Source organism: Acidobacteriota bacterium, assembly GCA_039028635.1.
In the GTDB taxonomy this organism is placed as follows: domain Bacteria; phylum Acidobacteriota; class Thermoanaerobaculia; order Multivoradales; family JBCCEF01; genus JBCCEF01.
The window spans coordinates 106,371-131,970 of record JBCCHV010000001.1 but is presented as its reverse complement, the minus strand read 5'-3'; the positions used below and the strand labels follow the sequence as shown (position 1 = coordinate 131,970).

The window sequence follows — 25,600 nt, the reverse complement described above, 5'->3', positions numbered from 1 at the left end:
CCGCTTGCTACTGGGCGACGGCGCGCCGGGCGAGGGTCATCTCGCCGCCGCCGGGGAGCAGGAAGCGCCCGCCGACGATCAGGGCCGGCGGGCGACCGGGCCGGCCACGCACCAGAATGGTGCCACTGCGCACGGCGTCACCGCCCTCGACGATGGGCACGAAGAGCTTGACGCCATTGGCCGAGCGCAGGGCGCGCATGTTGCGGATCGGCAGGCCATCCTGCTCGAAGGCGTAGCGCTCGAACTCGCCGGGGGCGACATCCACCACCACCCCGCCCTCGACCGTCACCTCGACATAGTTCTGGTCATAGAAAGCAACGTCCGTCGAGCGCTCGCTGAGATTGCGCAACCAGACGCGAAAAGCCACCGTTTCACCGCTCGTCTGGCGCTGTGGAATGGAGATCTCGAGGTGGGGCTCGGTGGTCACCCCGGTGAGGGCGTCGACCAGGTCGGCCACCGCCAGGGAGAGACCTTCGCCGGTGCGCGGCAAGCGATAGTAGGACTCGCCGAGATAGCCCGACAGGTTGTCGAAACGCAGTCGATCTCGCAGATCGATCAGGTGCACCGGCAGGAGCTGGATCGCCTCGACCTTCTCGCCCTTGGCCAACTTCCAGCCGGCGAGCTCGGTGGCTCGGACCGCCCGAGCACCGAGCACGCGACGATCCCAGCCCTCGAGGAGCCGCGCCCGGGTTCGCTCGAGGGCCCGGTGACGCACCAGGTCCTTGGGCGAAGCCTGGGTGGTCATCGCCACCCGTTCGCCGTCGCCCCCGAGTCGGTAGGCCGCCCCCAGGGTCACCACCCCGACCAGGTAGCGCGCTCCGAGGGCTTCGAGGGCGGCGACGGCTGCGTCGGCGTCGGCGCTGCGCCAGGCCTCCGGACGCTCCGCCTCCTCCGGTCGCTGACCGAGCAGGTTGGCGACCACGAAGTCCGCCGCCCGCACCGCCTCGGCGGCCTCGTCCGTACCCAGGGTGCGGGGCGGAATCTCGATCGAGAGAAAGAGGTCGGTGCCCTGCCGGGCGGAGAGCACCGCCGCCAGCGACGCCAGCGAATAGGGCTCACCGGCTGCCGGCGCGAAATGGAACCCGACCGGAAGAATTCCCTGCCCTTCGGCCTGTAGGCGCAGGCGGTCGAGGGCGGCGTCCAAACCGGCGGCGGCGACCTCGGCGTCATCGGCCAGCGCCCGCGGCCAGGGGCCGCGGATCACCAAGGTCACGGGGGCTCGCGGTAGCGAACGCGGGACCGGCTCTCCCGTCAGCGTCGGCTGGGAGCCCTCCCAGCGCATCTCGGCGCCTTCCAGGAAGAGCTCTCGAATGCCGGCCTGGCGTAGCTGGTCGACGCGCTCGGGATCGAGGGAAGAAACCGTCGCGGGTTCGATCCAGAGCACCGAGCCGGCCGCCTTGATCGGCCGTTCCGCCGCGCCGCCACAGGCCCACGAGCAGGCCACCAGCAGGAGCATGGCGGCGAGCCTCGGGAAGTGACTCGGCGCGCCCTTCAAGGGACGGGGAAGATGGCGAATCGGCGCTCGAAACATGCCGGTGAAAGACCTCGAAGAAAAAGAAACCACAATTGATTCCGTCGGACGACCGGCAAAGCGAGGGGTCAGGAAACCGAATCCGGGTCCGCCCCCTCGGCCTCGCGCCATCCGAGGGGTATTGTAATCACCACTTCGAGCCCGCCTGCGCTGCGATTGCGGGCCTGGATCGAGCCCCCGTGCTCGCGCACCACGCGGCGCGCGATCGGCAGGCCGAGTCCGGTCCCCGAATCGTGGGTCGAGAAGTAGGGGTCGAAGATCCTTCCGAGGTCTTCCGTGGGCACGCCGGGGCCGCTGTCGCGCACCGCGATCTTGGCCTCCTGGAGGCGCGACGCCAGCTCGACGGTCACCACCCCACCGCCGGCGCTGGCCCGCAGCGCATTCTCGATCAGGTTGCGAATCGCTCGCCCGAGAAGCTTGCGATCGAAGCGGGCCATCAGGTCTCCGGACGGGCCGACGAAGCTCACCTCGACCCCTTCCGGCGGCGCCGTGACATAGGGGCCGACGAGGTCCGCCATCGCCTCCCGCAAGTCCTGAAGCTGCGGATCGATCTGCAGAATCGAGCTGTAGGTCGAGAACTCGGACGCGATCTGCTGCAGCTCCGCGACCTGCGCCAAGACGTTGCTGGTGCAGCGCTCGAACACCGCTTCGAAGCGCCCCGCCCGGCCATCGCCCCAGACTTGCTGCATGTGCTCGACATTGAGCCGGATGGGCGTCAGCGGGTTCTTGATCTCGTGGGCGATGATGCGGGCCATCTCGGCCCAGGCCGCCAGCCGTTGCCCCTGCAGCGTCTCGGTGATGTCCTCGACCACCAGCAAGGCCGCCGGCTCGCGCTCGCCCGGCAACGGCACCCACACCAGGTTCCATTCGCGGCCACCCTCGGTGGCCTGTTCGCCGGCTGCCGGCAGCTCGACCGTCTCCTGCATCGCCCGATCGCGGACGCGCGCCAAGAACGCCCGCAGCGGCGCCATCGCCTCACGGTCGCGGAACGCCTCCCGTAGCGGGTCGCCGATCTCCAATCGGAGAAGGTCCGAAGCGACCCGGTTGCGCATCATCACCCGACCCTCGCGATCCACCGAGACGATACCGGCGGTGATGTTCTCCACCATCCGATCCACCACCTGTTTTTCGCGGATCAGCTTGGCCCGCCCCTCGGCGATCTTGCCGGCCATCTCGTCGACGGCCTCGACCAGGGAGGCGAGCTCGAGCTCCCGCGGGGCCAGGCCGAGGGACTCTTCCCCCGCCGCGATCCGCCGCGTGCCCTCGACCAGCTCCGTCAGGGGAGTCGTGAAGTTGCGCGCCAGACGCGACCCGACGGTGATCAGGAGGGCGCACAAGGCCGCCGTGATGACGGCCACCTGCCGGCGGTGATCGGCGAGCTCGCGGGCCACCTCCTTCTGCTCGGCGAGCAAAGGCATGGCGAGCACGAAGCCACCGGACGCCCGGCTGCCGGGCACCCGAACGGCGGCATAGAGCTCCAGGTAAGAAGTGGCGCCGGCAGCGGTCACCCGCGAGCGCACCTCACTGCCCTGCTCGAAGAGGTGATGAATATCACCCGGAATACGGGCCGGCAGCAGCCCGGCAGCGTAGAGCTCGCTGCGACTGGACGCATACACCCGATTACGCCAGTAAAGGTTGACATCGTTGCGCACCGTGGCCGCGATCTCCTTCATGCGCTCGTCGGCGAAGGAAGGATCGATGCCGAAGCCCGGCTGGGGCGTGGAGAGCAGCTCCCGCACCATGCCTTCGGCGGTCTCCAAGGCGAGCAGTCCGCGCCGCTGCTGCTCGCCCACCAGGCGGCGCTCGACGGTGGCGAGAAGCAGCAGGTCGAGAACGATCAGGGGCAGTAGCAGTAGCAGCGTGTAGACCAGGACCAGGCGTTTCGAGTAGGACCGCAGCACGCGCTGAAGGGCGGCAGCGAGGGACCCCGGAGGCAGGGTCAGGGGGACGGCGAGGGCAGCGACGATGCCGGCCACCAGCAACACCCCGAGAACGAAGGACCCGGCGCGCAGCAAGGCGCGGCCCACGCCCAGCACCGGCAGGCGGAGAACCTCCGCCGGCCCCACCGCCAGCCGCCAGTGCCAGGGGCTGCCCTGGTAGTCGAGGCGAAAGCCGGCATCGCCCGATGGTTGCTCGCCGGCATCACCGACCACCACGGCGCTCTCGAGCTCGGCTCCAGCGGGAAGTTGAGAGACGGTTTCGGACGCCGAGCGCAGGAGCGTTCCCTCGAGATTCGGGTCACGCTCCGACGAAAGGCCGAAGGCCGGCCCGACCCACAAGCGGAAGCGGGCGCAGCCCCAGGGCTCGCCGCGATAGGTCAGAGTGATCTCGTCGGCCGCCTCCGCTCCCTGGCGCAGGGCGGGATCGCTGGGGTCGCCATCGACGGAGAGGCCGAAACCGAAAGTCGAAGGCGGCCCTTCGAAGGGCTCGACCTGCAGCGCCGAGAGGGTTCCGAGGCGCGCCAAGGGCGAGTCCTGCCACAGCGCCAGGGCGAGATCCTGGCGCTCCAGATCCTCCGGTGAGCGCGCCAGGAAAGCCTCGAAGCTCTCGCCTTCGAAGGCCGCCGAGACTTCGCGGGACCAGGCCAACGCCTGGGCGGCAGCGCCGTCCTGTCCCCAATCCACCGCCCACTGTTTGAGCTCCTGCCGCAGGCTCAGCCGCTGCGCGCTCCCCCAGGCGAGGGCTGCCACCGCGGCGGCCAGCGAGAGGGTCAGCAGGGCGCGACCGGTTCCCGCCGACAACGAGCCACGAGCCAGCCAGCGAGCGAGCAGCATCGTGCCCAACACCAGGGCCAGCAGCGCGACCGGCAGAAAGTCCTGCAGGGCCGCACCGACGAGCAGGACGGCCCCGCCGATCAATCCTCCGACGCCGCCGGCGGCTCCGGCACGCGGGCGAATCAGTCGCAGCCCGGCAAAGGCCACCAGGGTCAAGGTGAGGCGCCCGACGGCGAGGGGCAGAACAGCGTCCGGTGAGGGGTCCGAGCCACCGGCCCATTGCAGTCCGAGGGCGGCGCCGAAGGTGGCAGCGGCGGTGATGCCGGCCAGCGGCAGTACCGCCCCCAGGCGACCGCTTCCAGCCCAAGCGGCGAGGGCCGCGGCGAAGGCCGCGAGGGCGATCTCCGGAGGGCTCGCGGCGAGAGCCCAACCCCAGGCGGCGACGCCGCCGGCGGCGAGCACCGCGGTCTGCACCGACTGCGGGCGACGCAACCAGCACAGGCCGAGCAAGGCGACCCCCAGGGCCCACCAGGAAAGAGACCGCCAGGGCTGCGGTCGCGGGCCGGAGAGGGTCCGCACCACCAGAGTGGGATATCCCGCGACGGAGATCTGATGGCTTTCCGGGTGAGCCTCGTCGGCCTGGTCGATCAGCGACCAGCGCAGCGGCCCGGCGACGCCGGCGCCAAAGGGCAGGCGATCGACCGGGTCCGTGCGCGCCGAGACCATACGCCAGGGCCGGCGGCTGTCGTCCAGCGGCAGGACGTAGGCCAGGGTGACGGAGCGAAAACCGGCCGCGAAGGTCGGACCGGATGGCGGCAGATCCGATGCCGTCAGGTCGTGGAGCAAGCCCGGACCGAACCACTCACGGGGCGTCCCGTCGGGATCGACCAGCGCGACGGTCAAGTCGCCGATCGCCGCCTCGCTCAAACGATCGAAGTTGCCGACATGGTCTTCCCGATCCGGCGGCAAGCGAGTCGCGGTGACTCGCGCCGCCGCCTCGAGATCGCCCCACAGATGACGGTAGGCGCGCGCCGCCCTCTCCTGGCCCGCCGTCGAGGTGAGATCGAAGCGCTGCGCTTCGTAGTCGCCCCAGAGGAGCGCCGCGGCCGCGACGGCCAGCGGTAGCACCACCGTCCAGCGTTGGCGCCCCGGCGGCAAGAGGATGGCTGCACCGATTGCGAACGCGGCGAGTCCGACGGCCGGCCACCAGGCCTGCTCCAAGGCGGGTGCCGCCAGCGCCGCCAGCAGGAGGAAGACGGCCCCCAGGGAGCGCCCCGGCCGGCTCACTGCCGCCGCCACCGGAGGACGACTGGCGGCCTTGTCGGCGTCACCCTCACCGCCGACGTCTGCGGGCGGCCGTCGGCCAAGGGGGGGCTTTGGCATGGGTTGTCGAGCGCTTCTGCGGAACGACCGGAGCGGCCTAGTCTTCGAGCCCGAAGCGCTTCATCTTGGCGCTCAAGCCGTTGCGGGAAAGGCCGAGCAGGCGGGCCGCCTGGGACTTGTTCTCGGCGGTGCGGCGCAAGGCTTCGCGAATCGCCGATTCCTCGGTCTGGGACACCAGACGCTCGAGATTGAGGTCCGAGATGTCGGCCGTCGTCGGCATGCTCACGGAGCTTCGTCGGACCTTCTCGGGCAGCAGGTTGACGTCCGCCGGCTGCCCGACCGGGCACATGTAGACGAGCTGCCGTACGACATTCTCGAGATCCGGCAGGTTGCCCGGATAGTCGTAGGCCAAGAGGGCCGACATCGCCTTGACGGTGATGCCTTGCATGCGTTTGCCGGTCTCGTGGCAGAAGCGGTTGATGCTGGTCTGAATGAGCAGCGGCAGGTCGGCCCGGCGCTCGCGGAGGGCCGGTACGTCGATCGCCGACTGGGACAGACGGTAGGCCAGGTCGACGCGGAACTGGTCGCGGGCGACGAAGGGCTCGAGGGGACCGCGACTCGAGGCCACCAGGCGGACGTCGACCTTGGTGGCTTGCTCGCTGCCGGCCGGCTCGACGACGCCCGAGCGCAGAAAGCGCACCAGCCGCGCCTGCAGCTCGATCGGCAGGCTCTCCACGTCGTCGAGAAACAGCGTCCCGCCGTCCGCCAGCATCAGCTTGCCCTCGCGTCGGACGGGACCTTCCTTGCCACGAATCTCGGCCCCAAAGAGATCGGCCTCGATCTGGGTGGCGTTCGCGCCGGCGCAGGTCGCCACCACCAGCGGACCATCGCGTCGAGAGCTCGAGATGTGGAGAGTGCGCGCCAGGGCCTCCTTGCCGACCCCGGCCTCGCCCCGCAGCAGAACGTGAATCGGCGGATCGACGGCGCCCCGCAGCCGTTCGAGCACGCGCTTCATGGCCATCGACTCACCGGCCACCAGGCTGGGGTCGAGAATCAGGTCGGGTTGCTCGCGGCGCCCCGGCAGGATGGGCTCGAACCAGCCGACGTGGTGTACCAGACCGAGGATGACGAGCTCGCCGAGGGCGCGCAGAGCCGCCACCGGGCTCCACTCCTCCGGCTCGTAGTCGGGGATCGCGAACACCAGCGTGTAGGAACGCTCGACGGCGCGGAAGGAGTGGTGGCAGATCCAGGTCGGACGCTTTTCGAGGGTGCCGGTGAAGACCCCCCCGCTGTGCGGTTCCGGCAGGGAGCGCTCGAGAATCTGGTCGACCAGCTCTTCTCCGCCGGTCAGCCATTGGTCATCGCTCGCCACCAGCAGCTTGATGCCCGCCTTGGCGAGCTCACCGTGAAGCAGCATGACGGCACCACCACCGAAGTCCGCCAGGATCTCCTGCAGCAGCGACTCGAGCGTGACGCGGCTCTCGACATCTTCGAGCACCCATTGGCTGAGCCGCGCCAAATGATCCACCATGCGCTCGGCGGAGATCGAGCACTCCTCCGATTCCTCTTCCTCGACCGCCGGCGTCTCCTCCTCCGGTTCCTCCGGCTGGACCTCCTCGAGCAGCAGCGTCAATCCTCCAAGGCGCACTTCCTCGAGCTCCTCGAGGCGTGCCTTGCGAACTTTCTCGCCATTCACGAAAACGCCCTTGCGGGCGCCGAGGTCCTCGATCACGACCCCGTCCCCATCGAGCCTCAGGCGGGCGTGCTGCTGGGCGACGCCGGTGTAGGGCAAGGCGACGTCGCAGGCGGCATCGCTCCCCAGCACCAGCTCCCGCCGAGTCACGGGAAATCGCTTGACCCCGTCTGGAGCGAAAACGACGATGCGATACATGCAGTCCAACCCTCCCGATTGGGGACGCCCTCGCTAGCAGCCTGCTGAAAAAGTCCGCTTCGCGTCCTTTCCAGACCTGCTAGAAGAATATTTCGAGACGGGCTACGCGCCCCTCTCGGACCCGGGACGACCTCGATTCAGTATATGACTGCCCGCCTCGGGAGCTGCTATCTTGCCGCCCTGCGATGAACCAAAGCCCTCTGCAGGAGCTCGCCAGCCTCGCGCGCTGTCCCTACACCGGCGACCGCCTTCAGGCGGTGCCAGCGGACGCCTTCGCGGAGCACCTCACCGCCGAGGCCTTCCGCCAGCGCCCGCCGGAGACCAGCGCTGCCCTGATCAGCGCTGCCGCCGGCCTGGCGTTTCCGGTGGTGCGGGGGGTGGCGCGCTTTCTGGAGAGCGATGGCCTCGCTCTGCGCCAAGGTCGAGACCTACCGGCGCCGATCGGCGACAGCGCAACTCGTGACGCGGTGCAGAGCTGGTACGAGGACTTCGGTTGGCAACCCACCGACGATGGCTCCTGCGGCGACACCGCCTTGTTCTCCCAGCAGGGGCACGAAGGGCACGGCTTCTACGAGGCCCACTCCCACCTGCGTCCCCTCGAGCACCTCGTGGGCGGCGCCTACCTCCTCGACGCCGCCAGCGGGCCGATCGCCCATCCCGAGTACCTCGCCTACTCCTGGTACCACCGTCGCCGGGTCTGCGTCGATCTCTCTCTGGCCGCTCTCGAAACGGTCAGCGCCCGGCTCGGCGCCCACGCCCTCTGCCTGCGCGCCGACCTGCGTCGTCTGCCCTTCGCCGACGACAGCTTTCAAGGGGTCGTCTCCGGATACACCGTGCAGCACGTAGCGGCCCAGGACCAGGAAGGCGCCCTCGCAGAGCTATACCGAGTGCTCGCTCCGGGGCACCGACTGTGCGTGATGACCAACCTCGCCCCCGGCCTGCCGGCCCGCCTGCTGCGGGCGCTACTGCGCCGCTGGCCCGACCGGCCCGCGGCCGGCGGCGGCGCGGCCGGCGACGACGCGGCGCCCCTCTACTGCCACCTCCAGAACCGCCCCTGGTGGCGTCACCAGGGGCGGCGCCTCGGTGCCGGCCTCGAGATCCGCACCCTGCGCCTGCTGCAGCGCGACGAGTTCCGCAAGCTCTTCGCGTCCTCGACGCCGGCGGCGCGGCGAGTTCTGGCTTGCGAAGCGGCCTTTCCGAGGCTGCTGGCTCCGTTTGCCGAGTACGGCCTCGTGACCCTCGCCAAGGCGAATTCGGAAGCCCTCCCGACTACCTCCGGATAGGACACGAAAAGGGCTGTCCGCCGCCTTCCTGCGCTGCTATTCTCGCTGCCGTGAACGATCTATTCCTCCGCGTCTGCCGCGGCCAGCCGGTCCCCCGACCCCCGATCTGGATCATGCGTCAGGCGGGTCGATATATGGCCGAATATCGCGCCATCCGTCAGCGGGTGGACTTCCTGACCCTGTGCAAGACACCGGAGCTCGCCGCCGAGGTGACGCTGCAACCGATCGACGCCCTGGGGGTGGATGCGGCGATCCTCTTCGCCGATATCCTGCTGCCCCTCGAGGCGATGGGAGCCGAGCTCGTCTTCGCCAAGGGCAGTGGGCCGGTCTTCCCGCAACCGATTCGCCAGCGCGACGACCTCGCCCGCCTGCAGCGGCCGGAGGTCGACGCTTCCCTGGGCTACGTCTTCGAAGCCATTCGTGTGCTCCGTCGGGAGCTCGAGGGCAGGGTCCCGCTGCTCGGCTTCGGCGGCACCCCCTGGACCCTGGCGGCCTACCTGGTCGAGGGCAAGGGCTCGAAGCAGTTTCCCCATCTCCTGGCTTGGAGCTACCGTGACCCGGAGGGCTTGGCGTTGCTGCTCGATCACCTCGCCGAGGTCTCGGCCGACTACCTCCAGGGTCAGGTCGAAGCCGGGGCCCAGGCGATTCAGCTGTTCGATAGCTGGGGTGGCCTGCTGTCCGCCGAACGCTGGCAGGCGATCGCCCTGCCACCACTGCTCAAGATCATCGAGCGCCTGCGCGGTTTGGCGAATCAAGTTCCCCTGATCTTCTATATCCAGGGTGGCCCGCACTTGCTGGAGACGGTGGGACGCCAGCTACCGGTCGATGTCATCTCCGTCGACTGGCGTCTGTCCCTCGCCGAGTCGCGCCGTCGCATCGGCCCCGAGGTCGCCATCCAGGGCAATCTCGATCCCACCGCCCTGCTCGCACCGGTCGAGGAGATCGAGCGCCTCGCCGGCGAGCTGGTGGTCGCCGGTCGCGGCACCCGTCACATCGTCAACCTCGGCCACGGGATTCTTCCCATGACCCCGGTCGAGCACGCCCGCGCCTTCGTGCGAGCGGTGCAAGGAAGCGCCTCCCATTCCTGACCTCATGCGCTTCGGACTGGCGTTCGCAGCCGTCGCGATCGCGCTCACCGGATGTGCCCCCGGGCCGGCGGGAGCACCTTCCGAGGAGGCTCCTCCGCAGTACCGAAATCTCGTCGTGGTGATGATCGACACCCTGCGCAGCGACCATCTGCCGAGCTACGGCTACGATCGCGACACCGCCCCCTTCCTCGCCCGCCTGGCGCGGGAGGGCATTCAGCTCCAGGGCTACTCGGCGTCGTCCTGGACCCGCCCCTCGGTGGCGACCTTTCTCACCGGCCTCCACCCGGAGCGCCATCAGGCCCTCAGCCGCAGTGACGTGCTGCCGGCGGAGGCCGCCTACCTGCCGCACTTGCTGCAGGATCGAGGCTTCGGGACCGCCGCCTTCGTCGGCAACATGAACGTCGGACGCAAGTGGGGCTTCGATCGCGGCTTCGCGGCCTTCCGGCAGTCCCGCGGCGCCCGCAAGCTCGACGCTCGCCGGGTCACCGACTGGGCCCTGGCGATGGCCGAAGAGCTGCAGCCGCCGTACTTCCTCTACGCCCACTACATCGATCCCCACGACCCTTACCAGCCGCGGCGACCGTGGGGCGCCGAGCAGGACGTTCCCCGCGACCAGCTCCTGCAGCCGCGACGCTTCGACCAGGGCGAGCCCTTCGGTGAACCGGAGCTCGAACGCCTGCGCGCCGGCTACGATGGCGAAATCCGCGAGATGGACACCGAGATCGAGCGCCTCTTCCAGCACCTCGAGACCAGCGGCAAGCTCGACGAGACGCTGGTCGTGGTGACGTCCGATCACGGCGAAGAGTTCGGTGAGCACGGTGGCCTGAAGCACGGACAGACCTTGTTCGAGGAGGTTCTGCAGGTCCCCTTCATCCTCTGGGCACAGCCGGCCCTCGAGCCCTATCGCTCGTCCGCCCCCTTTCACCAGGTCGACTTTCTGCCCACCATCTTGGCGGCCCTCGGCCAGCCCATACCGGCCGATCTCGATGGTCGAGATCGTTGGCCAGAGGTCGCTTCCGGCCGTCTCGAGGCTGGCGATTCGATGCTCTTCCACCTCGACCTCGATCGCCGCGGCGCCCTCGCCCTGACCACCCCCAGCCACAAGCTGATCCATCGCTCCGGGAAGCCTCACGATCTGCTCTTCGATCTCCGCCGAGATCCCGACGAGCAGCAAGGCTGGAGCACCCTCGATCGGCGCGGCGAGAGCCTTCGTCGAGAGCGCATCGAGCGCCACAACGAGCTCACCGCACGCGCCTTCGGCCGCGCCACCGAAGACCTCGACGACGAGCTCCGGGAAGGCCTCGCCGCCCTCGGCTATCTGCAGATCGATACCCCCGACGAGGAGCTCCGCGAGCGCACCATTCCTCCCGAGCTACACCCTCGCCGCGGCCTCCGGAAGCAACCCTGAGCGCAGAGGCCGCCGGGCCGCCCTGGGCCCTCGACGAGCCGAGTCTGGCGGCAGCAGTCGCAGCCCTCGCGGCGACGGACGAGACGCTCGCCGCCATCGCCCAGCGACTGGGGGTGCCGGGCCTCGGCGCCCGACCGGCGAGCTTCGGCACCCTGGTCCACCTGATCCTGGAGCAGCAGGTCTCCCTGGCTTCGGCCCAGGCGGTGTTCGATCGTCTGCGCCAACGACTCGGCCCAGGCCTCCGCCCGCAAGACTTCTTGCAGCTCGACCGGGAGGAGCTCCAGGGCCTGGGATTCAGCCGCCAGAAGGTGACCTACGGACAGGCCCTGGCCCAGGCCCTCGCCGGCGGAGATCTCGACCTCGACGAGCTCGACAGAGCCAGCGACGACGAGGTGCGCCGGCAACTGACGGCGCTGCCGGGGATCGGTCCCTGGACCGCCGACGTCTACCTGCTGATGGTTCTGCGCCGGCCCGACGTGTGGCCCGCTGGCGATCTCGCCCTCGCCCGCGGCCTGCAGCACCACCACCGCCTCGCCACCCGTCCGGCGCCGGACGAGACCACCCGCCTGGCGGCCCCTTGGCGGCCCTGGCGCTCGGTCGCCGCCCGCCTGATCTGGTCTGACTATCTCGACCGCCAGGCGACTCGCTAGCAGGTTGCTGAAAAACTCGTCGGCAACCTGCGACCGGGCCCGAGAGGGCCGGCGGCGAAGCCGTGAGACGGGGCCGCCCTGGACGGGGTGAGCCCCCACGCGGGCCGCCGAAAATCGCACTTTTTCGGGCCGGGCCGCGCAGGCGAGGGGGCGCTCAGCCCCCTCGCCGGGCGCCCCTGAAACAAACAGCTAGCAGCGCTGAAAGACTCGTCGGCAACCTGCGACCGGGCCCGAGAGGGCCCGGCGGCGGCAAGAGCCGCCGAGGTCGGGGGTGAGGCCTGGCCGGCCGCACCGCACGACATGTGCGGGCGGCCGAGGGGGGCGCCTCTAGCCCCCTGAGACAAACGGCTAGCAGCGCTGGAAAAGCCGCAAAACGGACTTTTTCAGCTGCCTGCTAGCAGGCTGCGCCGGACGTCCTTTTCGAGCTACCATTCCGCCATGCTGCCTCGCCTTCTCCCCCTGCTCGCCCTGGTGCTGGTGCTGGCGTCCTGCCGGCCGGTCGCGGAGGACGAGGTCTCGGTGCTGTGGTGGAACGTCGAGAACCTCTTCGACACCGTCGACGACGCCACCCGCGATGACGATTTCACGCCGTTGGGACGTCTCGCCTGGACCGCCGAGCGGCTCGACCAGAAGATCGATCGCCTGGCCCGCGTGCTCGGCGATACGCCGGCGGCCGCCGCTTTGCCGGACATCATCGGCTACTGCGAAGTCGAGCACCCGGCCCTCGCCGAGCAGCTCCTCGCCGCCGCCGGCGCCGATCACTACCAACTGGTGGCCTTCGAATCGCCGGACGAACGCGGCATCGACGTCGGACTGGCCTTCGATGGCGAGCGACTCGAAAAGCTCGCCGAGTTTCGGCTACCGGTCGAGCTACCGGACGATCACACTCGCGACATCGTCGGTGCCAGCTTCCGGTTTCGCGGCGCCAAGCTGCACGTCTTCGCCAATCACTGGCCTTCGCGGCGAAATCCGGCGCCGGTCCGCCGCGCCGCCGCCGACGTCCTACGGCAGGCGATCGACGATCTGCTGGCGGCAGATCCCGCCGCCGACGTACTCGTGCTCGGCGACCTCAACGACGAACCCGGCGACCCCTCCGTGACCGAGGGCCTGCGCGCCTTCGAGGACTGGCGCCGAGCCCGGCGCACCCCGGGCGCCCTGTTCAACCTCTGGCGAGGCGTGAAGGACCCGGGTACGCTGGTCTACCGCGACGAGTGGTTCCGCCTCGATCACGCCATCGCCTCCGCCGGCCTGTTCGATCGCCAGGGCTTTCGCCTGGTCGGGCGCCGACCGATGAGGGTCTTGCGCCTCCCCTACCTGCTGAATGAGGGCGAGCCCTTCCGGACCTACTCCTGGGGCGAGCACGTCGGCGGCACCAGCGATCACCTACCGCTGCTGGTCAGGCTGCGAGTCGTCACTCCCTGAGCCCGTCACTCGCGGCGGTTGTCACCGAATCCCACTGGCCCACTCGAGCTCTTGGCGCGACCGTTTTCGCGCGCATAGTCGATGAAGGCCAAGACGAGAAGTAGGAACGCCTCGGTCACCGCTTGCATGATCCGCCGGTGATCGACGTAGGGCTCGTCGTCGCCCCTCTCCCTCGAGGGATCTGCCAAGCCCATTTGGAGCTGCTCCAGTCCCACCCGCAGGTCGTCGATCGCCTTCACCACCTCGAATCGCGACGCCAGCTCGATAGGGTTCCCAGCGGTGCCTTCCCGTTCTTCACACATTGTCACCTCCCGCAACATGCGTTAATAAAGAACTACAGCTATCCACTAAGACGGCCTGGAACTCATCTTTCAGTACACTGGCACTCATTAATACGTCCCAAATCGGAAATTTCTTCTCCGAGATCGGCAAGATCACCCCGGAGCGGCACGACCAGACGGGGCCCCGGTTGCCGCCTGCGACACCCTTCGAAAGCGTCAACCGGGGCGAAAAAGGGTCGTCACTCAGCCGTAGATCACGAATCCGGACCAGAAGAAGGGGTGGGAGAGGCTGTCCCGGCGACTGGCGAGGTCTGCCTTGGCCCGCATCAGAGCCTCGGCCGCCGGCAGGCCGCGGCTCCAATGGCGGTGGAAGCGACTCAACAGCCGCGCGGTGCCGCGGTCGCCCACTGGCCAGAGACTGACCAGCACCTGGCTGGCTCCGGCAACGAAGAAGGGATGGGTCAATCCGAGCAAGCCCTCGCCGGCGAGGGCCCGGCCGCCACCGCTGGAGCATCCGGAGAGGATCACCAGGTCGGCCCGCAGCTCGAGATCGTAGATCTGCCAGGCGTAGAGATCAGCCCCGCCGGGGCGGGCCGGGTCCGGCGACAGGGCAATACGGCTGAGGCCGGGATCGACCTCGTTGACCATCGCGTGGGCGGCGATCTGGATGAATCTCACCTGCCCTGCCACCGGGCCCTCGAGGAGGGCGGCACGGGCGTCGCCGCGCAAGGCTAGATGATAGGTCTCGCCGGCCCTCATCCAAGGCAGGCTGCCGAAGAGCTCGACCCGCGTCCCGCGCAGCTCCGAAATGCCTCGCTGGAGGGTCACCGGATCGCCGATCAGCAGTCCCCCGGAGCCCGCTGCACGGTTGCGACGGCGCTCTTCGAGGGCGAGCCAGCTCGCCGCCGAGTGAATCCGACGCACTGAAGTCGGGCCGGAGTGACTACCCCGCGGGGCATCGAAACCTGAAGCCAGCATTTCGAAAGGCAGCCGCTGCAGGGAACCGTCGGCCATGATCAGCCAGTTGGGATAACGCGCCAGCAGCTCCGCTGCGGGAGCGAGCAGCATCTGTCGCAGCTGCGCGATTCCGGCGGCAATCCCAGGGCGCCCTCCGCCCGGGGATGAAAGCGCCGCGTAGAGGGACTCCAAAACCGGCTCCAGGCGGTCCCGTTCGGCAATTCTCTCGAGGTGGAGTCCTTGGGAGGTCTGAATCCAGAGCAGTCCCTGCGTATCGCTGAGGTCGAAGGTCAGGAGGGCCGTGTCCGGCGACAGGCGCTGCTCGATGTCATCGGCCGAAAGAGCCTCCCCGGTCCCCCCGGAGGGGCGCCTCTTGCGGTCGGCTCGCAGCAGCGCCTTCAGGGCCTCCCGGGCAGGCGCCTCGAGCTCCTCGAGGCGAGTCTCTTGGCGCGGGTCCCGGGACGCCAGACTCCAGTCTTCGAGGGCCAACGAGAGGCGCTGTCGATAGGCATGCACCAGCGAGGGCGACAGGTCCCGAAGCGCTGCCCCGCTCAGCAGATCTTCGAGCAGCCGCCCGTGAATCTGCTCCACCAGGGCCCAGGCCTGGGCGACCTCGGTAGGCCCGTCGCCCTGATCGAGACGGCTGTGAATCGCGATCTCGTAAGGTGCCCTTCGGAGGGCCAGAAAAGCTCCGAGATCGAGATAGCCCACCAGCGACAGCCTCTGCTCCTCGACCTGACGAACCAGCGATTCGGCCAGGGCGGTGATCTCCGGATCGCCCATCCGGTCGCGCGCCTGCAGCTCGCCGATGGCGGGAATCAGCGCCACCCAGGGCTCCTCCCAACGCCGAAACAGCTCTTTCGCTAGGGCAAAGGAGGCCGCCGCCGAAGCGTGATCTCCCAAGCCGAGCTGCGCTTGACCGAGGTTGTTTAGAATCCAGGCTTGGCCGAGCCCATCGCCGGCGACGGCGAGGGCCCGACCGAAAATCTCAGCGGCGCCCGCGAAGTCTTGCGCTGCCAGGGTCACCAGGCCGACGGCATTGAGCCAGGTCTCGGCCTGCGAGCTCGGCTGCGAATCCAGCAGACCTTGCGCCCACTCGAGGTCGTTCTGCGCTCCCTCCACCGTCCCGACTTTGGCGCGCAAAATGCTGCGATCGACCAGAGCCTGAAACAGCCCTCGGCGCCCCTCGGCTCCGGCCTGCTGCCAGTCTACGATCGCCCCATCGAGCGCTTGCTGCGCGTCCGAGTAGTTCCTCAAAACCAGCAGCACCCGCCCCAGGTTGGCTTGGGCCGCGGCGCGATCCGCCGCCACCTCGGGATCCCAGGCGACCCGCCGAAAGGCTCGAATCGCCTTCCGGAAGTGGGCGATCGCCGGATCGATCTCGCCGCGGCGGCGAAACTGCAATGCGAGGTTGTTGGCGGTCACTCCGAAGCCGAACCAGTCGAGGCCCTTGCGACGCACCTCGAGGGCTTGCCGCCGGACGGCCATCGACCGGCTCTCCAGCCCCTCCGCGGACTGCCCCTCGAGGGCTTCGAGGCTCTCGGCCTGCAATTCCAGGCACCCTCCCAGCTCGAGCCAGGCAGCCGCCGATCGCAGATCCGCGCAGGCACCTTCGAGGACTTCGAGGGCCTCGGCTCCCGGCGACAAGGCCCGGGCGAGATGGTAGCCGGCCTCACCGGCACGCCGCCGATCCCCGAGGGCATCGAACCGTCGCCGCGCCTGAAGCAACGGCAGCTCGACCCCGCTCTCCCCCCGGCGCCGCCGTTCGACGGCGCGCCAGAGCCCGGCCTCCGCCGGCTGACGTCGGACATCTTCGTCGCTGGCAGGGCGAACCGCGACGCGATCGATCCAGATACCGAAGCCGGTCACCGCCGCCGGGTGGGCTCGTACCGTCAGACGGAGATCACCGGTGCGGTCGAAGACGCCCCGGAAAACCTCCGAGCCAAAGCCTCCCGTCCAGCCATCGACCTGCCAAAGAGGCCGATCGTCGAGCTCGGCCTCGATGATCACGTCACTGCCGTACTGGAAGAGCTCGACCTCGACCAAGGTTCCGGCCTCGACCGACAGGTGAAGCCGCAGGGGTGCCCGTTCGAGATGGCGAAAGGATCGCTCAGCCGCCCATTTCAAGGACATCTCGCGCCCCTCCCCCGCCGCCTCCGGCCGGCAGCTCGACAAACAACCGAGCAACAGTGCGCAGACCAGGACTCGTTGGCGGCGTCGGCGCAGGGCGCTCGGTCTCATCGCCGACGCCAGCCCTGACGCCGAGTCATCCGGTCGCCGCTTGGGCGAGAAACTCGAATGGCACCGCGAGCTGGCGATTGGCCGCTTGGACCTCGAGGCGGTAGCGCAATCCTCCCTTCAGCCACAGACCGGGGATCGAGACCAGCAGACCTTCGGGGGTCTCCACGGTGTCTTCCAACAGTCTGCCGCCACGACGCGGGGCGCTGCCCAGCTCGATCAGACGCACCTCATAGGGTGCGACCATCTCCTGTTCGAGAGCCAACCGCAGCGTGACCCTGCCGTAGGCCACCGGCACTTCGACCAGTCCTTGAACGCTGGGGCCCCGCATCACGATGTGCGGCTCGAGATCGACAATCGGTGAGGTGGCGGGGCGTGGTTCGACGCCGAAGTGCAACAGAAGCACGAAACCGAGGGTCAGAAGCAGGGCGGCCGCGCGCGCCACCACCCGCTGCCGCCGCTGCAGCTCCGGTGGGTCGTAGGCGAAGTCTTCTGGCGCCTTCAAAGTCATCAGCTCGCCAACGCGATCCATGCAGGCTTCGCACTGCATCAAGTGTTGCCTCATTTCCCGACATCGGTCCGGATCGAGGGCATCGCGCAACAGAGCATCCCACTCCGCCAGAGAAGGGTGCCCCGAGGAAACCGGCGGCAGAATCCTTCCGAGGCCGCGGACGGCCGCCTCGAGCTGGCGGTCGGCGTCGGCCGAGTTCCTGCTAGCAATGTTCATGATCAGTCCTCCTCGCCAAGGACTTTCTTCAGGCGTCGCTTCGCCTGGTAGATGTGGGCTCGAACGGTATTCACCGAGAGCCCGAGGAGTGCGGCGATCTGGCCCGCCGTGAGGCCCTGCCGGTAGTGAAGCAAGAAGCAGGTGCGCTGCTGTGGCGGTAACTCCGCGACGGCGGTGGCCAGTCGACGATCCCGGCTTTTGCGTACCAATTGGGCCACCGGATCCTCGAGCCTCGGGTCCGGAATCTCCAGCTCCGATTGCTCCTCGGGGAGCGGCTCCGGCGCCGGACGGCCCAACATGCTCCGACGCGCATTGGAGAAAATTCTGAATAACCAGGTCGAAAACGAGCTCTCTCCCCGAAACGCGTCGATATTGGTATAGACCTTCAAGAAGGCGATTTGGATTAGTTCCTCGGAATTTTCCTTGGAGAGCTTCCACGTTCCCATCGCCAGGCGCATCATGCGGGACCGCAAACAGCGGTCCAGGTGCTCCCAGTCTTCCTGACCTCCGATCCCCGCCTGCAGTTTCTCCACCGTGCGTCCAATATCGCCCTCTCGACATCCCCTCTCCTCGACCTTGTCGTCCGTCACCGCATCAGCTCCCCTCTGGCCCCCAGCCGTTTCCACGACGACACCCTCGACCGCCCGCCCCCACTCCATAGGAGGAGACCGGGCGACTCCGTCGCGTTGGCCGAAGCTCGCCGCTCCCTGCGCCACAGGAGTCACGCACCCCCTCCTCCTCGACGCACCGTCGACATCGCTCTCGGCTTGATCTGTTTGACAGGAATCGGGACCTTCCGAGGTTCTGCCGGAAGAGCTCTGATGGCGTGCCGACCATTCCGAGACAACAGGGTCCCCGAGGGCCGAGCACACCGACTCCCGACCGCCAACCGGAAAACCTTTCGGAACAGATTCCGCGCTCGCCAAAGCGACGAGCGCAGATCAGCAGCTTTCGAACCTCCGCCTCGGAACACCCCGGTTCCAGGCTCGAATACAGCAAATCTGTGCCCCCATGCTCAGCCGGCGGGGCGCCGGCTGGCTCGCCAAAACGCCCTCGATGAGAGGACGCATTCGCAGATTAGAGATTTTCAGTATAGTGAGAGACATCTACAAGTTCAAATTCTCAAATTAATTTTAATTATCCATCCAATCCGCAAAGAGAAGACTCCCGCCGAGGAGAGATAACTTCCCGCCTAAATCCATTCCAAACTCACCCACCGGGTCTTCCCGGAGATAGCAATCGACCCTCTCCGCAGGACGTTGACAGGATGGGCGCGGCGCGAGACGCTCGCCCCACTGATGAACCGATCTCCGTCTTTCGATGCGCAGGCCGCGGCCTTCGACCGACGAGCGGGCCTGCCGGCCGGCTCCCAGCGCCGAATCGCTCAGGCCATCCAGCAAGCTGCCGGCAGGCTTCCCCTGGTCGAGCTCGGCGCCGGCACCGGCAGCCTCGGCTCGCGCCTCGTCGGCGCTCTGGCGCCCTACGTCGGTTGCGATCTCTCGCTCGCCATGCTGGCGTCCTTTCGCCGACGCTCCCGCGCCCCCCTGGTGCTCGCCGACGGTGAGGCGCCCTGGCCTTTCGCCGCCAGCACCGTCGGCACCGTCTTCGCGTCGCGCTCCCTTCACCTGATGCGCCGCCGCGCCCTGGTACCGGAGATCCTGAGAGTGCTCGGCCCGCGCCCCGGCTGCGCCCTGCTGGTCGGTCGGGTGGTGCGCTCTCAGGGCAGCCCGATCGCCCGCCTGCGCCGCCGGATGCACGGCTCGCTGCGCCACCTCGGTCTCGAGCCACGGGCACCGAAGGCCCATCTCGCAGCGGTCTTGAAGCAATGTTGCGACAGCGGAGCGCGAGTGATAGAACCGAGCGTTGCTGCTGCCTGGACGAGTCGTGGAACGGCCGCCGAGGCACTCGCCGCCTGGCGTAGCAAGAACGGCCTCGCCGGCCGCGCCATCACGCCTGAGCAGCAGCGGCAGGTGCTGGCCGAGGTAGAGACCTGGGCGGCCGCCGAATGGCCGTCCCTCGAAGCAGAAATGGAATGGCAAACGGAGTACATTCTCCAAGGGGCCGCATGGCCCTAGGCTACGAACCGCGAGGAGATCGTCGTTGCAGAACGAATTGCTGACCGCCCTGGGCAAGACCTTGGTCCAGGGTTCCCTCACCGATGACCGGGTTCTCGCCGAAACCGGTCAACAGCCGGTGGTCCAGATCCTCCCCCAGGCCAACGTCCTCAAAGTCGGCGGCCAGAGTTTCATCGATCGCGGCCGCGACGCCGTCTTTCCCCTGATCGACGAGGTGATCGAGAACCTCGGCCGCCATCGCATGATCCTGGCCACCGGCGCCGGCACCCGCGCCCGCCACGCCTACAGCGTCGGCCTCGACCTCGGTCTCCCGACCGGCGTGCTCAGCGTTCTCGGAACCTTCGTCAGCATGCAGAACGCTCGCATGCTGCACTATCTGCTCGCCAAGCACGGCATCCCGTTCATCGAGCCGGTAGGGTTTCCGCAGCTTCCCCTCTACCTCGAAGAGCGCGGTGCGGTGATCTTCTTCGGCATGCCCCCCTACACCTTCTGGCATCGCAATCCGGCCGTCGGGCGAATCCCACCGCACCGCACGGACACCGGCGCCTACTTGATCTCGGAGGTCTTCGGGGCCCGCTCGATGATCTACATCAAGGACGAGGACGGGCTCTACACGGCGGATCCCAAGAAGGACAAGAACGCTCGTTTCATCCCCGAGATCACCGTTTCCGAGCTGAACGACCTCGACCTGCAGGACGTGGTGGTGGAGCGCGCCGTGCTCGAGCTCATGCAGAACGCCCAGAACCGGCGCTCGATCCAGGTCATCAACGGCCTGGTGAAGGGCAACTTGACCCGCGCCCTCGAGGGCGAGCGGGTCGGCACCGTGATCACCGCCGACGGCTGAGAGAAAGGAGATCACGATGACCGAACCCACCGATCGCCGACACCACCTCGACTCCCTCCTGATGCGCGAGAGCCTGCTCGACAAAGACCTCCAGGAGCGCACCGAAACGCCCGTCTTCCGCATGCTGCCGGAGGCCCACGTGGTCAAGATCGGCGGTCGCTCGATCCTCGACGCCGGCCGCGAAGCGGTCTTTCCGATCGTCGAGGTTCTGGCCCAAGCCCTCGACCATCACAAGCTCATTCTCGGCACCGGCGGTGGAGTCCGCAGCCGCCACGTCTTCTCCATCGGCATCGACCTCGGCTTGCCGACCGGTGCCCTCGCTCCCCTCGCCCAGGCCGATGCCCTCGGCAACGCCCACATCCTCGGCACCTTGCTGGCTCCCCATGGGGTGGTCGCCATTCCGCCGGAGATCTTCGGCCATCTGCTGCCGCTGTTTCTCAAGACCGCCCCGGGGGTGATCTTCAACGGCGTGCCGCCCTATGCCCTGTGGGAGCACCCGCCCACCGTCGGCCGGATTCCCCCTCACCGGACCGACGCCGGCTCCTTCCTCCTCGCCGAGTGCTTCGGCTGCGCCTCGGTGACCCTGGTGAAGGACGTCGACGGGCTCTACGATGCCGATCCCAAGACCAACCCGGAGGCCGAGTTCATTCCAGAGATCTCCGCCCCGGAGCTGCGCCGGCGACAACTCGCCACTCTGCCCTTCGATCGCGTGATTCTCGATCTGCTCGAGACGGCGCGGCTGGTGAGCTCGATTCAGATCGTCAACGGCCGTCATCCGGAGCGCATCCGCGAAGCCCTCGAAGGCCGCCATGTCGGCACCATCATCCACGGAGCGGACTCCTGAGCCGGGCGGCGGTGGAGACCGGGCGACGGAAGGCTCGGAACCTCCGGCGATGAGCCCGGCGGCCGCCGTCACCGCCCGCGGTCTGGCCCACCGCTATGGTGATCTGGTCGCCCTCGAAGACCTCGACTTCGACTTCGGGCGGGGCTGCCTGGTGGGTCTCGTGGGGGCCAATGGAGCCGGCAAGTCGACGCTCCTGCAGTTGCTCGCCGGCCGCCTGACGGTGCAAGCGGGGACCCTGCGGGCCTTCGGCCAACCGCCCGGGGCCGCGACCCGCGACCGCATCTCCTTCACCCGTCAGCGGCCGGCTCTCGATCCCGAGATGACGGTCCGCCAAACGGTCCGTTACTGGGCGAGCTTGATCGCAAGCTCGCCGGCCGATGGCGCCCGGGTCTTGCGCCGTCTCGAGCTCGCCGAGCATCTCGGCCGGCCCGTGGCGGCGCTCTCGGGAGGTCTGAGGCAGCGCCTTCACCTCGCCCTCGACCTGCTGCGCGACGCACCGCTGCAGCTTTTCGACGAGCCCACCGCCGCCCTCGATCGCAACGGCCACCGCAAGCTCTGGAACCTGCTCGCGGAACGCGCCCAAAAGGGCGCGACGGTGGTCGTGGCGAGCCACGATCTCGAAGCCCTCGAGGGCCGCGCCGACCAGGTGATGGTGCTGCACCGGGGCAAGCTGAAGGCCCACGAAGATCCTCGCGACCTCGGTCGCAGGATCGGCTGTCCGACGCTGGCGGCTCGCCTGCGGGCCGAGATACCGGCGGCGGCGGAGATTCGCCACCAGCTCGAGACGATTCCCGGCGTCGCCTTCGCCGATCTGGCGCGCCAGCGACTGGTGCTGGCTCTCCGCGCCGAGGCCGACGTCGGAACGGTCGAAGGCCAGCTCATGTCCCGCCTCGAGCAGCACCGGCTCGAGGTCGCCGAAGTCGTCCGGCGGCCCCCGGATCTGCTCAGTGCAGTCCTCAACCTCAGCCAGCGGGCGGAATCCCCCCAGGTGACTCGATGAGGGTCTTTCGCGCCGCCTTCCTGCGCACCTGGCGCAAGGTGCTCCGACGCCCCGTCCACCTCACCTTCTCGCTGCTCCAGCCGATGATGTGGATGCTGTTCTTCGGCTTCCTGTTCGAGCGCTTCACCAGTCTTCCGGCGGCGGGCGTGTCCTATCCCACCTTCCTGGTCCCGGGCCTCTGTGCGATGACCGCTCTGTTCGCCGCCTCACAGTCGGGAATCGGCTGGATTCGAGACGATCACAGCGGCTTTCTGGCCCGCCAACTGGCGACCCCGGCGCGGCCGGAGGCTCTGCTGGCCGGCAAGCTCGCCGCCGACGGCAGCCGCTTCCTGCTCCAGGCGCTCGCCGTCTTCGCCCTCGGCGCCGCGGTCGGTGCCGGACCTTTTCAGTACCGCCTCGCCTCCTTGCTAGCGGCCGTCCTCGGCCTGCTGCTGTTCGCCGCCGCCCTGTCGCTGATTTCGACCACCATCGCCCTGACGGCTCGCAATCAGGAGACCATGGCGACCTTCGTCCACCTGGTGAACATGCCCCTCCTGTTCACCAGCACGGCCCTCGTGCCGCGCCGCCAGATGCCCGATTGGCTGGCCTCCGTCGCCCCCTGGAATCCGTTGACCCTGGCGGTCGACGGCCTCCGACGGGCGCTGCTCGAGGGGCTGCCTCCGGCCGGCGGTGGCCTGCTCGTTTTGGCGTTGCTGGCGGCGTTCCTCTTCGTCGCCGCCCTCACCGCCCTCCGCCGCCTCGCCCGCCGGGGAGATCCGCGGCCATGAGGCGAGCCTTGGCAGTCCTCGTCATCTGCGCCCTGCTGGTGAGCTGCCAGGGGCCGGCGGCCGAATCCGAAGTGGTCGTTTTCGCTGCCGCCAGCCTGCGCGATGTCCTCACCGAGGTGGGTCGGGACTTCACCGATCGGAGCGAGATCGCAACGGTGTTCAACTTCGCCGGCTCGAATGTCCTGGCGCGCCAGATCGAGGCCGCGCCGCGTGCCGACGTCTTCCTCTCGGCCAATCAGCAGTGGATGGACCATCTCGAGAAGCGCGGCCTCCTAAAGGCCGGCAGCCGCCGCGATCTCCTCGCCAACCGCCTGGTGGTGATCGCCCATCGCGAGACCACCTTCGCGATGACCTCACCGCAGGACTTGCCTTCCCTGCCGATGCGACATCTCGCCCTGGGAGATCCAGCCGCCGTGCCGGCGGGGATCTACGCTCGCCTTCGCCTGCAGGCCCTGCCCCACGGCGAGGGCAGCCTGTGGACCGCTCTCGAGGGCCGGGTCGCGCCGATGGCGGACGTACGCGCCGCCCTTCACCTGGTGGAATCGAGTCGAGACGTTCTCGGCATCGTCTATCGCACCGATGCCATCTCCGCCCGCGGCAACCGCATCCTGTTCGAGTTTCCGACGCCGCCGGGACCGCGGATCCACTATCCAGCGGCGGTCCTCGCCGCCGCCCCCAACGGCGCCGCGGCGCAGCGCTTTCTCGCCTTTCTCGCCGAGCCGGCGGCGCAGGCCGCGTTCCGCGCCCACGGCTTCCTGACGCTCCCCGAGTCCGGTGTCTGACGGCCTCTGGATCGCCCTTCGCCTCTCCCTTCAGGTGGCCTCCGTGGCCACCCTGTTGGTGTTGATCCCGGGGACCCTGGTGGCCTACTGCCTGGCACGCTTCGAGTTTCCCGGCAAGCGCCTGCTCTCGACCCTGTTTCTGCTCCCGCTGGTCTTGCCGCCGACGGCGGTCGGCTTTCTCCTCCTCCAGTTGCTCGCCGACGACGGTCCCCTCGGCCGGCGCATGCTCGGCATCGACCTCGGCCTGCTGTTGACCTGGAAGGGCGCCGTCTTGGCCGCCGCCGTGATGGCTCTGCCGCTGGTGGTGCGTACCGCCCGGGTGACCTTCGAGGGCATCGATCCCCGCCTCGAGATGATGACCCGAACCCTCGGCCACGGCCGGCGCAAGACCTTCTTCCGCACCACCTTGCCGCTGGCCGGTCGCGGCCTCCTCGCCGCCGCCATCCTGGGATTCACCCGCGCCCTCGGAGAATTCGGCGCCACCGTCACCCTGGCCGGCAACATTCCCGGCAAAACCCAGACCTTGGCGGAGGCCATCTTCTCGGCCCAGCAAGCCGGCAATGAATCCGAAGCCTACGTCCTTCTGGCCGTCGCCTTGGCCGCCGGTCTGGTCGCCATCCTGGCCTCGGAAGCTCTCGCCGGCAAACCGACGAGGCGCTCATGAGGTCCTTGGCCGTCGACCTGTTCCTACCGCTCGAGGGATTTTCCCTCGAGGTGAGCTTCACCACCCGACACCGGGTCACCGGCATCTTCGGCCCCTCCGGGTCGGGCAAGACCAGCCTGATCGAGGCGATCGCCGGCCTGCGCCGCGGCGCCCGCGGACGCATCGTCCTCGATGATCAGGTGTGGCTCGACAGCGAGCGCCGCATCCACCGCCGGACGGAACACCGACGCCTCGGCTATGTGCCCCAGGAAGGCCTGCTCTTTCCCCACCTCTCGGTGCGACGCAATCTGCTCGCCGGCGCCCGCGCCGTCGCCGGCGACGGCTCCGCCTTCCGCGGCATCGTCGAGCTGCTCGAGATCGGTCATCTGCTCGAACGCCGGCCGGCGCTGCTCTCCGGCGGCGAACGGCAGCGGGTCGCCCTGGGCCGCGCCCTGTGCGCCGATCCCCACCTCCTGCTGCTCGACGAACCGCTGTCCTCCCTCGACCTGCCCCTGCGCCGCCGCCTGCTGCCGTTCCTGCGCCGCCTGCGGCAGGAGCTCGCCGTTCCGATGCTGCTGGTCTCCCACGATCCACGGGAGGTGCAGGCGCTGTGCGATCACGTGCTCCTCCTCGAGGCCGGGCGGTTGCGCACTGCCGGCGATCCCGCGGCGGTCCTGGCGGATCCCGGCCTGGTCGGCCCCGATGGCTTCGAGAACATCATCCCGGCGCGCCTCCTCGAACATGCCGAAGGCACCAGCCGGGTCGCCCTCGCGGTGGGCCCGGAGCTGGTGGTGCCGCGCTCGCGGGCGGCCGTCGGCCAAGAGCTCCTGGTGGGCATCCCAGCGCGCGAGATCCTGCTCGCCCGGCCGCGGCCGACGGGACTCTCGGCGCAGAACATCCTGCCCGCCCGGGTGGTCTCCGTGAGTGCCGGCGATGCGGTGCGACTGGCCGTTCTGAGCCTCGGCCGAGAGCCGGGAGCACCCCGCCTGCGAGCCGAGGTCACGGCGCGTGCCTGTCATGACCTCGAGCTCGCTCCGGACGGCGAGGTCTTCGTCGTCCTCAAGGCCGCCGGCTGCCAGCTCTACGAGAGTCGGCCGCCCTGAGCGGTGGTAGAATTCGCCGATCGCAAGCC

Annotated in this window: 20 protein-coding genes; 13 read left to right on the top strand and 7 right to left on the bottom strand. The window is 68.7% G+C overall.

Annotated elements, in window-relative coordinates; all coding sequences use genetic code 11:
- Window positions 1-7 precede the first annotated feature (7 nt).
- From AAF604_00530 to AAF604_00520, 3 genes are all read right to left on the bottom strand, one after another.
- Window positions 8-1,531 (bottom strand): hypothetical protein, encoded by a 1,524-nt coding sequence (locus AAF604_00530; GenBank protein MEM7048109.1) that lies wholly within the window; start codon window positions 1,529-1,531, stop codon window positions 8-10.
- 68 nt (window positions 1,532-1,599) lie between these two features.
- Complete coding sequence (locus AAF604_00525) at window positions 1,600-5,628, bottom strand: ATP-binding protein (protein MEM7048108.1); 4,029 nt, start codon at window positions 5,626-5,628, stop codon at window positions 1,600-1,602.
- A gap of 37 nt (window positions 5,629-5,665) precedes the next feature.
- Window positions 5,666-7,459 (bottom strand): sigma 54-interacting transcriptional regulator, encoded by a 1,794-nt coding sequence (locus AAF604_00520; protein ID MEM7048107.1) that lies wholly within the window; start codon window positions 7,457-7,459, stop codon window positions 5,666-5,668.
- A 185-nt stretch (window positions 7,460-7,644) separates the two neighbouring features.
- On the opposite strand from AAF604_00520, the gene AAF604_00515 reads away from it, so the two are divergent.
- The 5 genes from AAF604_00515 to AAF604_00495 all read left to right on the top strand — a co-directional run bounded on the left by AAF604_00515 (window position 7,645) and on the right by AAF604_00495 (window position 13,310).
- Complete coding sequence (locus AAF604_00515) at window positions 7,645-8,742, top strand: class I SAM-dependent methyltransferase (GenBank protein MEM7048106.1); 1,098 nt, start codon at window positions 7,645-7,647, stop codon at window positions 8,740-8,742.
- Window positions 8,743-8,792: 50 nt separating this feature from the next.
- Window positions 8,793-9,830, top strand: a complete 1,038-nt coding sequence (hemE, locus tag AAF604_00510; protein MEM7048105.1) for a uroporphyrinogen decarboxylase — start codon at window positions 8,793-8,795, stop codon at window positions 9,828-9,830.
- Between the two features lie 115 nt (window positions 9,831-9,945).
- The gene (locus AAF604_00505) at window positions 9,946-11,238 is read left to right on the top strand and encodes a sulfatase (protein MEM7048104.1); all 1,293 of its coding nucleotides are present in this window, start codon (window positions 9,946-9,948) and stop codon (window positions 11,236-11,238) included.
- A gap of 113 nt (window positions 11,239-11,351) precedes the next feature.
- The gene (locus AAF604_00500) at window positions 11,352-11,888 is read left to right on the top strand and encodes a DNA-3-methyladenine glycosylase 2 family protein (protein MEM7048103.1); all 537 of its coding nucleotides are present in this window, start codon (window positions 11,352-11,354) and stop codon (window positions 11,886-11,888) included.
- A gap of 438 nt (window positions 11,889-12,326) precedes the next feature.
- A complete protein-coding gene (locus AAF604_00495) occupies window positions 12,327-13,310 on the top strand; it encodes an endonuclease/exonuclease/phosphatase family protein (protein ID MEM7048102.1) in 984 nt (327 codons plus the stop codon).
- A gap of 5 nt (window positions 13,311-13,315) precedes the next feature.
- Here AAF604_00495 and AAF604_00490 read toward each other — a convergent pair whose 3' ends face one another.
- The 4 genes from AAF604_00490 to AAF604_00475 form a co-directional block, all read right to left on the bottom strand.
- A complete protein-coding gene (locus tag AAF604_00490) occupies window positions 13,316-13,612 on the bottom strand; it encodes a hypothetical protein (protein ID MEM7048101.1) in 297 nt (98 codons plus the stop codon).
- A 222-nt stretch (window positions 13,613-13,834) separates the two neighbouring features.
- A complete protein-coding gene (locus tag AAF604_00485; GenBank protein ID MEM7048100.1) occupies window positions 13,835-16,681 on the bottom strand; it encodes a CHAT domain-containing protein in 2,847 nt (948 codons plus the stop codon).
- Between the two features lie 133 nt (window positions 16,682-16,814).
- Window positions 16,815-17,513, bottom strand: coding sequence for a zf-HC2 domain-containing protein (locus AAF604_00480; GenBank protein ID MEM7048099.1), 699 nt, complete (start codon window positions 17,511-17,513; stop codon window positions 16,815-16,817).
- 2 nt (window positions 17,514-17,515) lie between these two features.
- The gene (locus tag AAF604_00475) at window positions 17,516-18,103 is read right to left on the bottom strand and encodes a sigma-70 family RNA polymerase sigma factor (GenBank protein ID MEM7048098.1); all 588 of its coding nucleotides are present in this window, start codon (window positions 18,101-18,103) and stop codon (window positions 17,516-17,518) included.
- Between the two features lie 708 nt (window positions 18,104-18,811).
- On the opposite strand from AAF604_00475, the gene AAF604_00470 reads away from it, so the two are divergent.
- Genes AAF604_00470 through modC form a run of 8 tightly spaced genes read left to right on the top strand, consistent with a single transcriptional unit; the run spans window position 18,812 to window position 25,571 of the window.
- Window positions 18,812-19,588: a class I SAM-dependent methyltransferase gene (locus AAF604_00470; GenBank protein MEM7048097.1), complete on the top strand. Its 777-nt coding sequence runs from the start codon at window positions 18,812-18,814 to the stop codon at window positions 19,586-19,588.
- 25 nt (window positions 19,589-19,613) lie between these two features.
- Window positions 19,614-20,432 (top strand): uridine kinase, encoded by an 819-nt coding sequence (locus tag AAF604_00465; GenBank protein ID MEM7048096.1) that lies wholly within the window; start codon window positions 19,614-19,616, stop codon window positions 20,430-20,432.
- A 16-nt stretch (window positions 20,433-20,448) separates the two neighbouring features.
- Window positions 20,449-21,276: a uridylate kinase gene (locus AAF604_00460; GenBank protein MEM7048095.1), complete on the top strand. Its 828-nt coding sequence runs from the start codon at window positions 20,449-20,451 to the stop codon at window positions 21,274-21,276.
- A 49-nt stretch (window positions 21,277-21,325) separates the two neighbouring features.
- Window positions 21,326-22,276, top strand: coding sequence for an ABC transporter ATP-binding protein (locus AAF604_00455; protein MEM7048094.1), 951 nt, complete (start codon window positions 21,326-21,328; stop codon window positions 22,274-22,276).
- Window positions 22,273-23,043 (top strand): ABC transporter permease, encoded by a 771-nt coding sequence (locus tag AAF604_00450; protein ID MEM7048093.1) that lies wholly within the window; start codon window positions 22,273-22,275, stop codon window positions 23,041-23,043. Before AAF604_00455 ends, AAF604_00450 begins: the two co-directional genes overlap by 4 nt.
- A complete protein-coding gene (modA, locus tag AAF604_00445) occupies window positions 23,040-23,825 on the top strand; it encodes a molybdate ABC transporter substrate-binding protein (protein ID MEM7048092.1) in 786 nt (261 codons plus the stop codon). The genes AAF604_00450 and modA overlap by 4 nt, the downstream gene beginning before the upstream one ends.
- Window positions 23,818-24,489, top strand: a complete 672-nt coding sequence (gene modB, locus AAF604_00440; GenBank protein MEM7048091.1) for a molybdate ABC transporter permease subunit — start codon at window positions 23,818-23,820, stop codon at window positions 24,487-24,489. Before modA ends, modB begins: the two co-directional genes overlap by 8 nt.
- Complete coding sequence (gene modC / locus AAF604_00435; protein ID MEM7048090.1) at window positions 24,486-25,571, top strand: molybdenum ABC transporter ATP-binding protein; 1,086 nt, start codon at window positions 24,486-24,488, stop codon at window positions 25,569-25,571. Before modB ends, modC begins: the two co-directional genes overlap by 4 nt.
- The last annotated feature ends 29 nt before the right edge of the window (window positions 25,572-25,600 follow it).

Coding starts and splice junctions, on each gene's coding strand:
- AAF604_00490 (MEM7048101.1), bottom strand. CDS start 13,612: ATGTGTGAAGAACGGGAAGGCACCGCTGGGAACCCTATCGAGCTGGCG.
- AAF604_00480 (MEM7048099.1), bottom strand. CDS start 17,513: ATGAACATTGCTAGCAGGAACTCGGCCGACGCCGACCGCCAGCTCGAG.
- AAF604_00470 (MEM7048097.1), top strand. CDS start 18,812: ATGAACCGATCTCCGTCTTTCGATGCGCAGGCCGCGGCCTTCGACCGA.
- AAF604_00450 (MEM7048093.1), top strand. CDS start 22,273: ATGAGGGTCTTTCGCGCCGCCTTCCTGCGCACCTGGCGCAAGGTGCTC.
- AAF604_00520 (MEM7048107.1), bottom strand. CDS start 7,459: ATGTATCGCATCGTCGTTTTCGCTCCAGACGGGGTCAAGCGATTTCCC.
- modC (MEM7048090.1), top strand. CDS start 24,486: ATGAGGTCCTTGGCCGTCGACCTGTTCCTACCGCTCGAGGGATTTTCC.
- AAF604_00530 (MEM7048109.1), bottom strand. CDS start 1,531: ATGTTTCGAGCGCCGATTCGCCATCTTCCCCGTCCCTTGAAGGGCGCG.
- AAF604_00455 (MEM7048094.1), top strand. CDS start 21,326: ATGAGCCCGGCGGCCGCCGTCACCGCCCGCGGTCTGGCCCACCGCTAT.
- modA (MEM7048092.1), top strand. CDS start 23,040: ATGAGGCGAGCCTTGGCAGTCCTCGTCATCTGCGCCCTGCTGGTGAGC.
- AAF604_00515 (MEM7048106.1), top strand. CDS start 7,645: ATGAACCAAAGCCCTCTGCAGGAGCTCGCCAGCCTCGCGCGCTGTCCC.
- AAF604_00485 (MEM7048100.1), bottom strand. CDS start 16,681: ATGTCCTTGAAATGGGCGGCTGAGCGATCCTTTCGCCATCTCGAACGG.
- AAF604_00525 (MEM7048108.1), bottom strand. CDS start 5,628: ATGCCAAAGCCCCCCCTTGGCCGACGGCCGCCCGCAGACGTCGGCGGT.
- AAF604_00460 (MEM7048095.1), top strand. CDS start 20,449: ATGACCGAACCCACCGATCGCCGACACCACCTCGACTCCCTCCTGATG.
- AAF604_00495 (MEM7048102.1), top strand. CDS start 12,327: ATGCTGCCTCGCCTTCTCCCCCTGCTCGCCCTGGTGCTGGTGCTGGCG.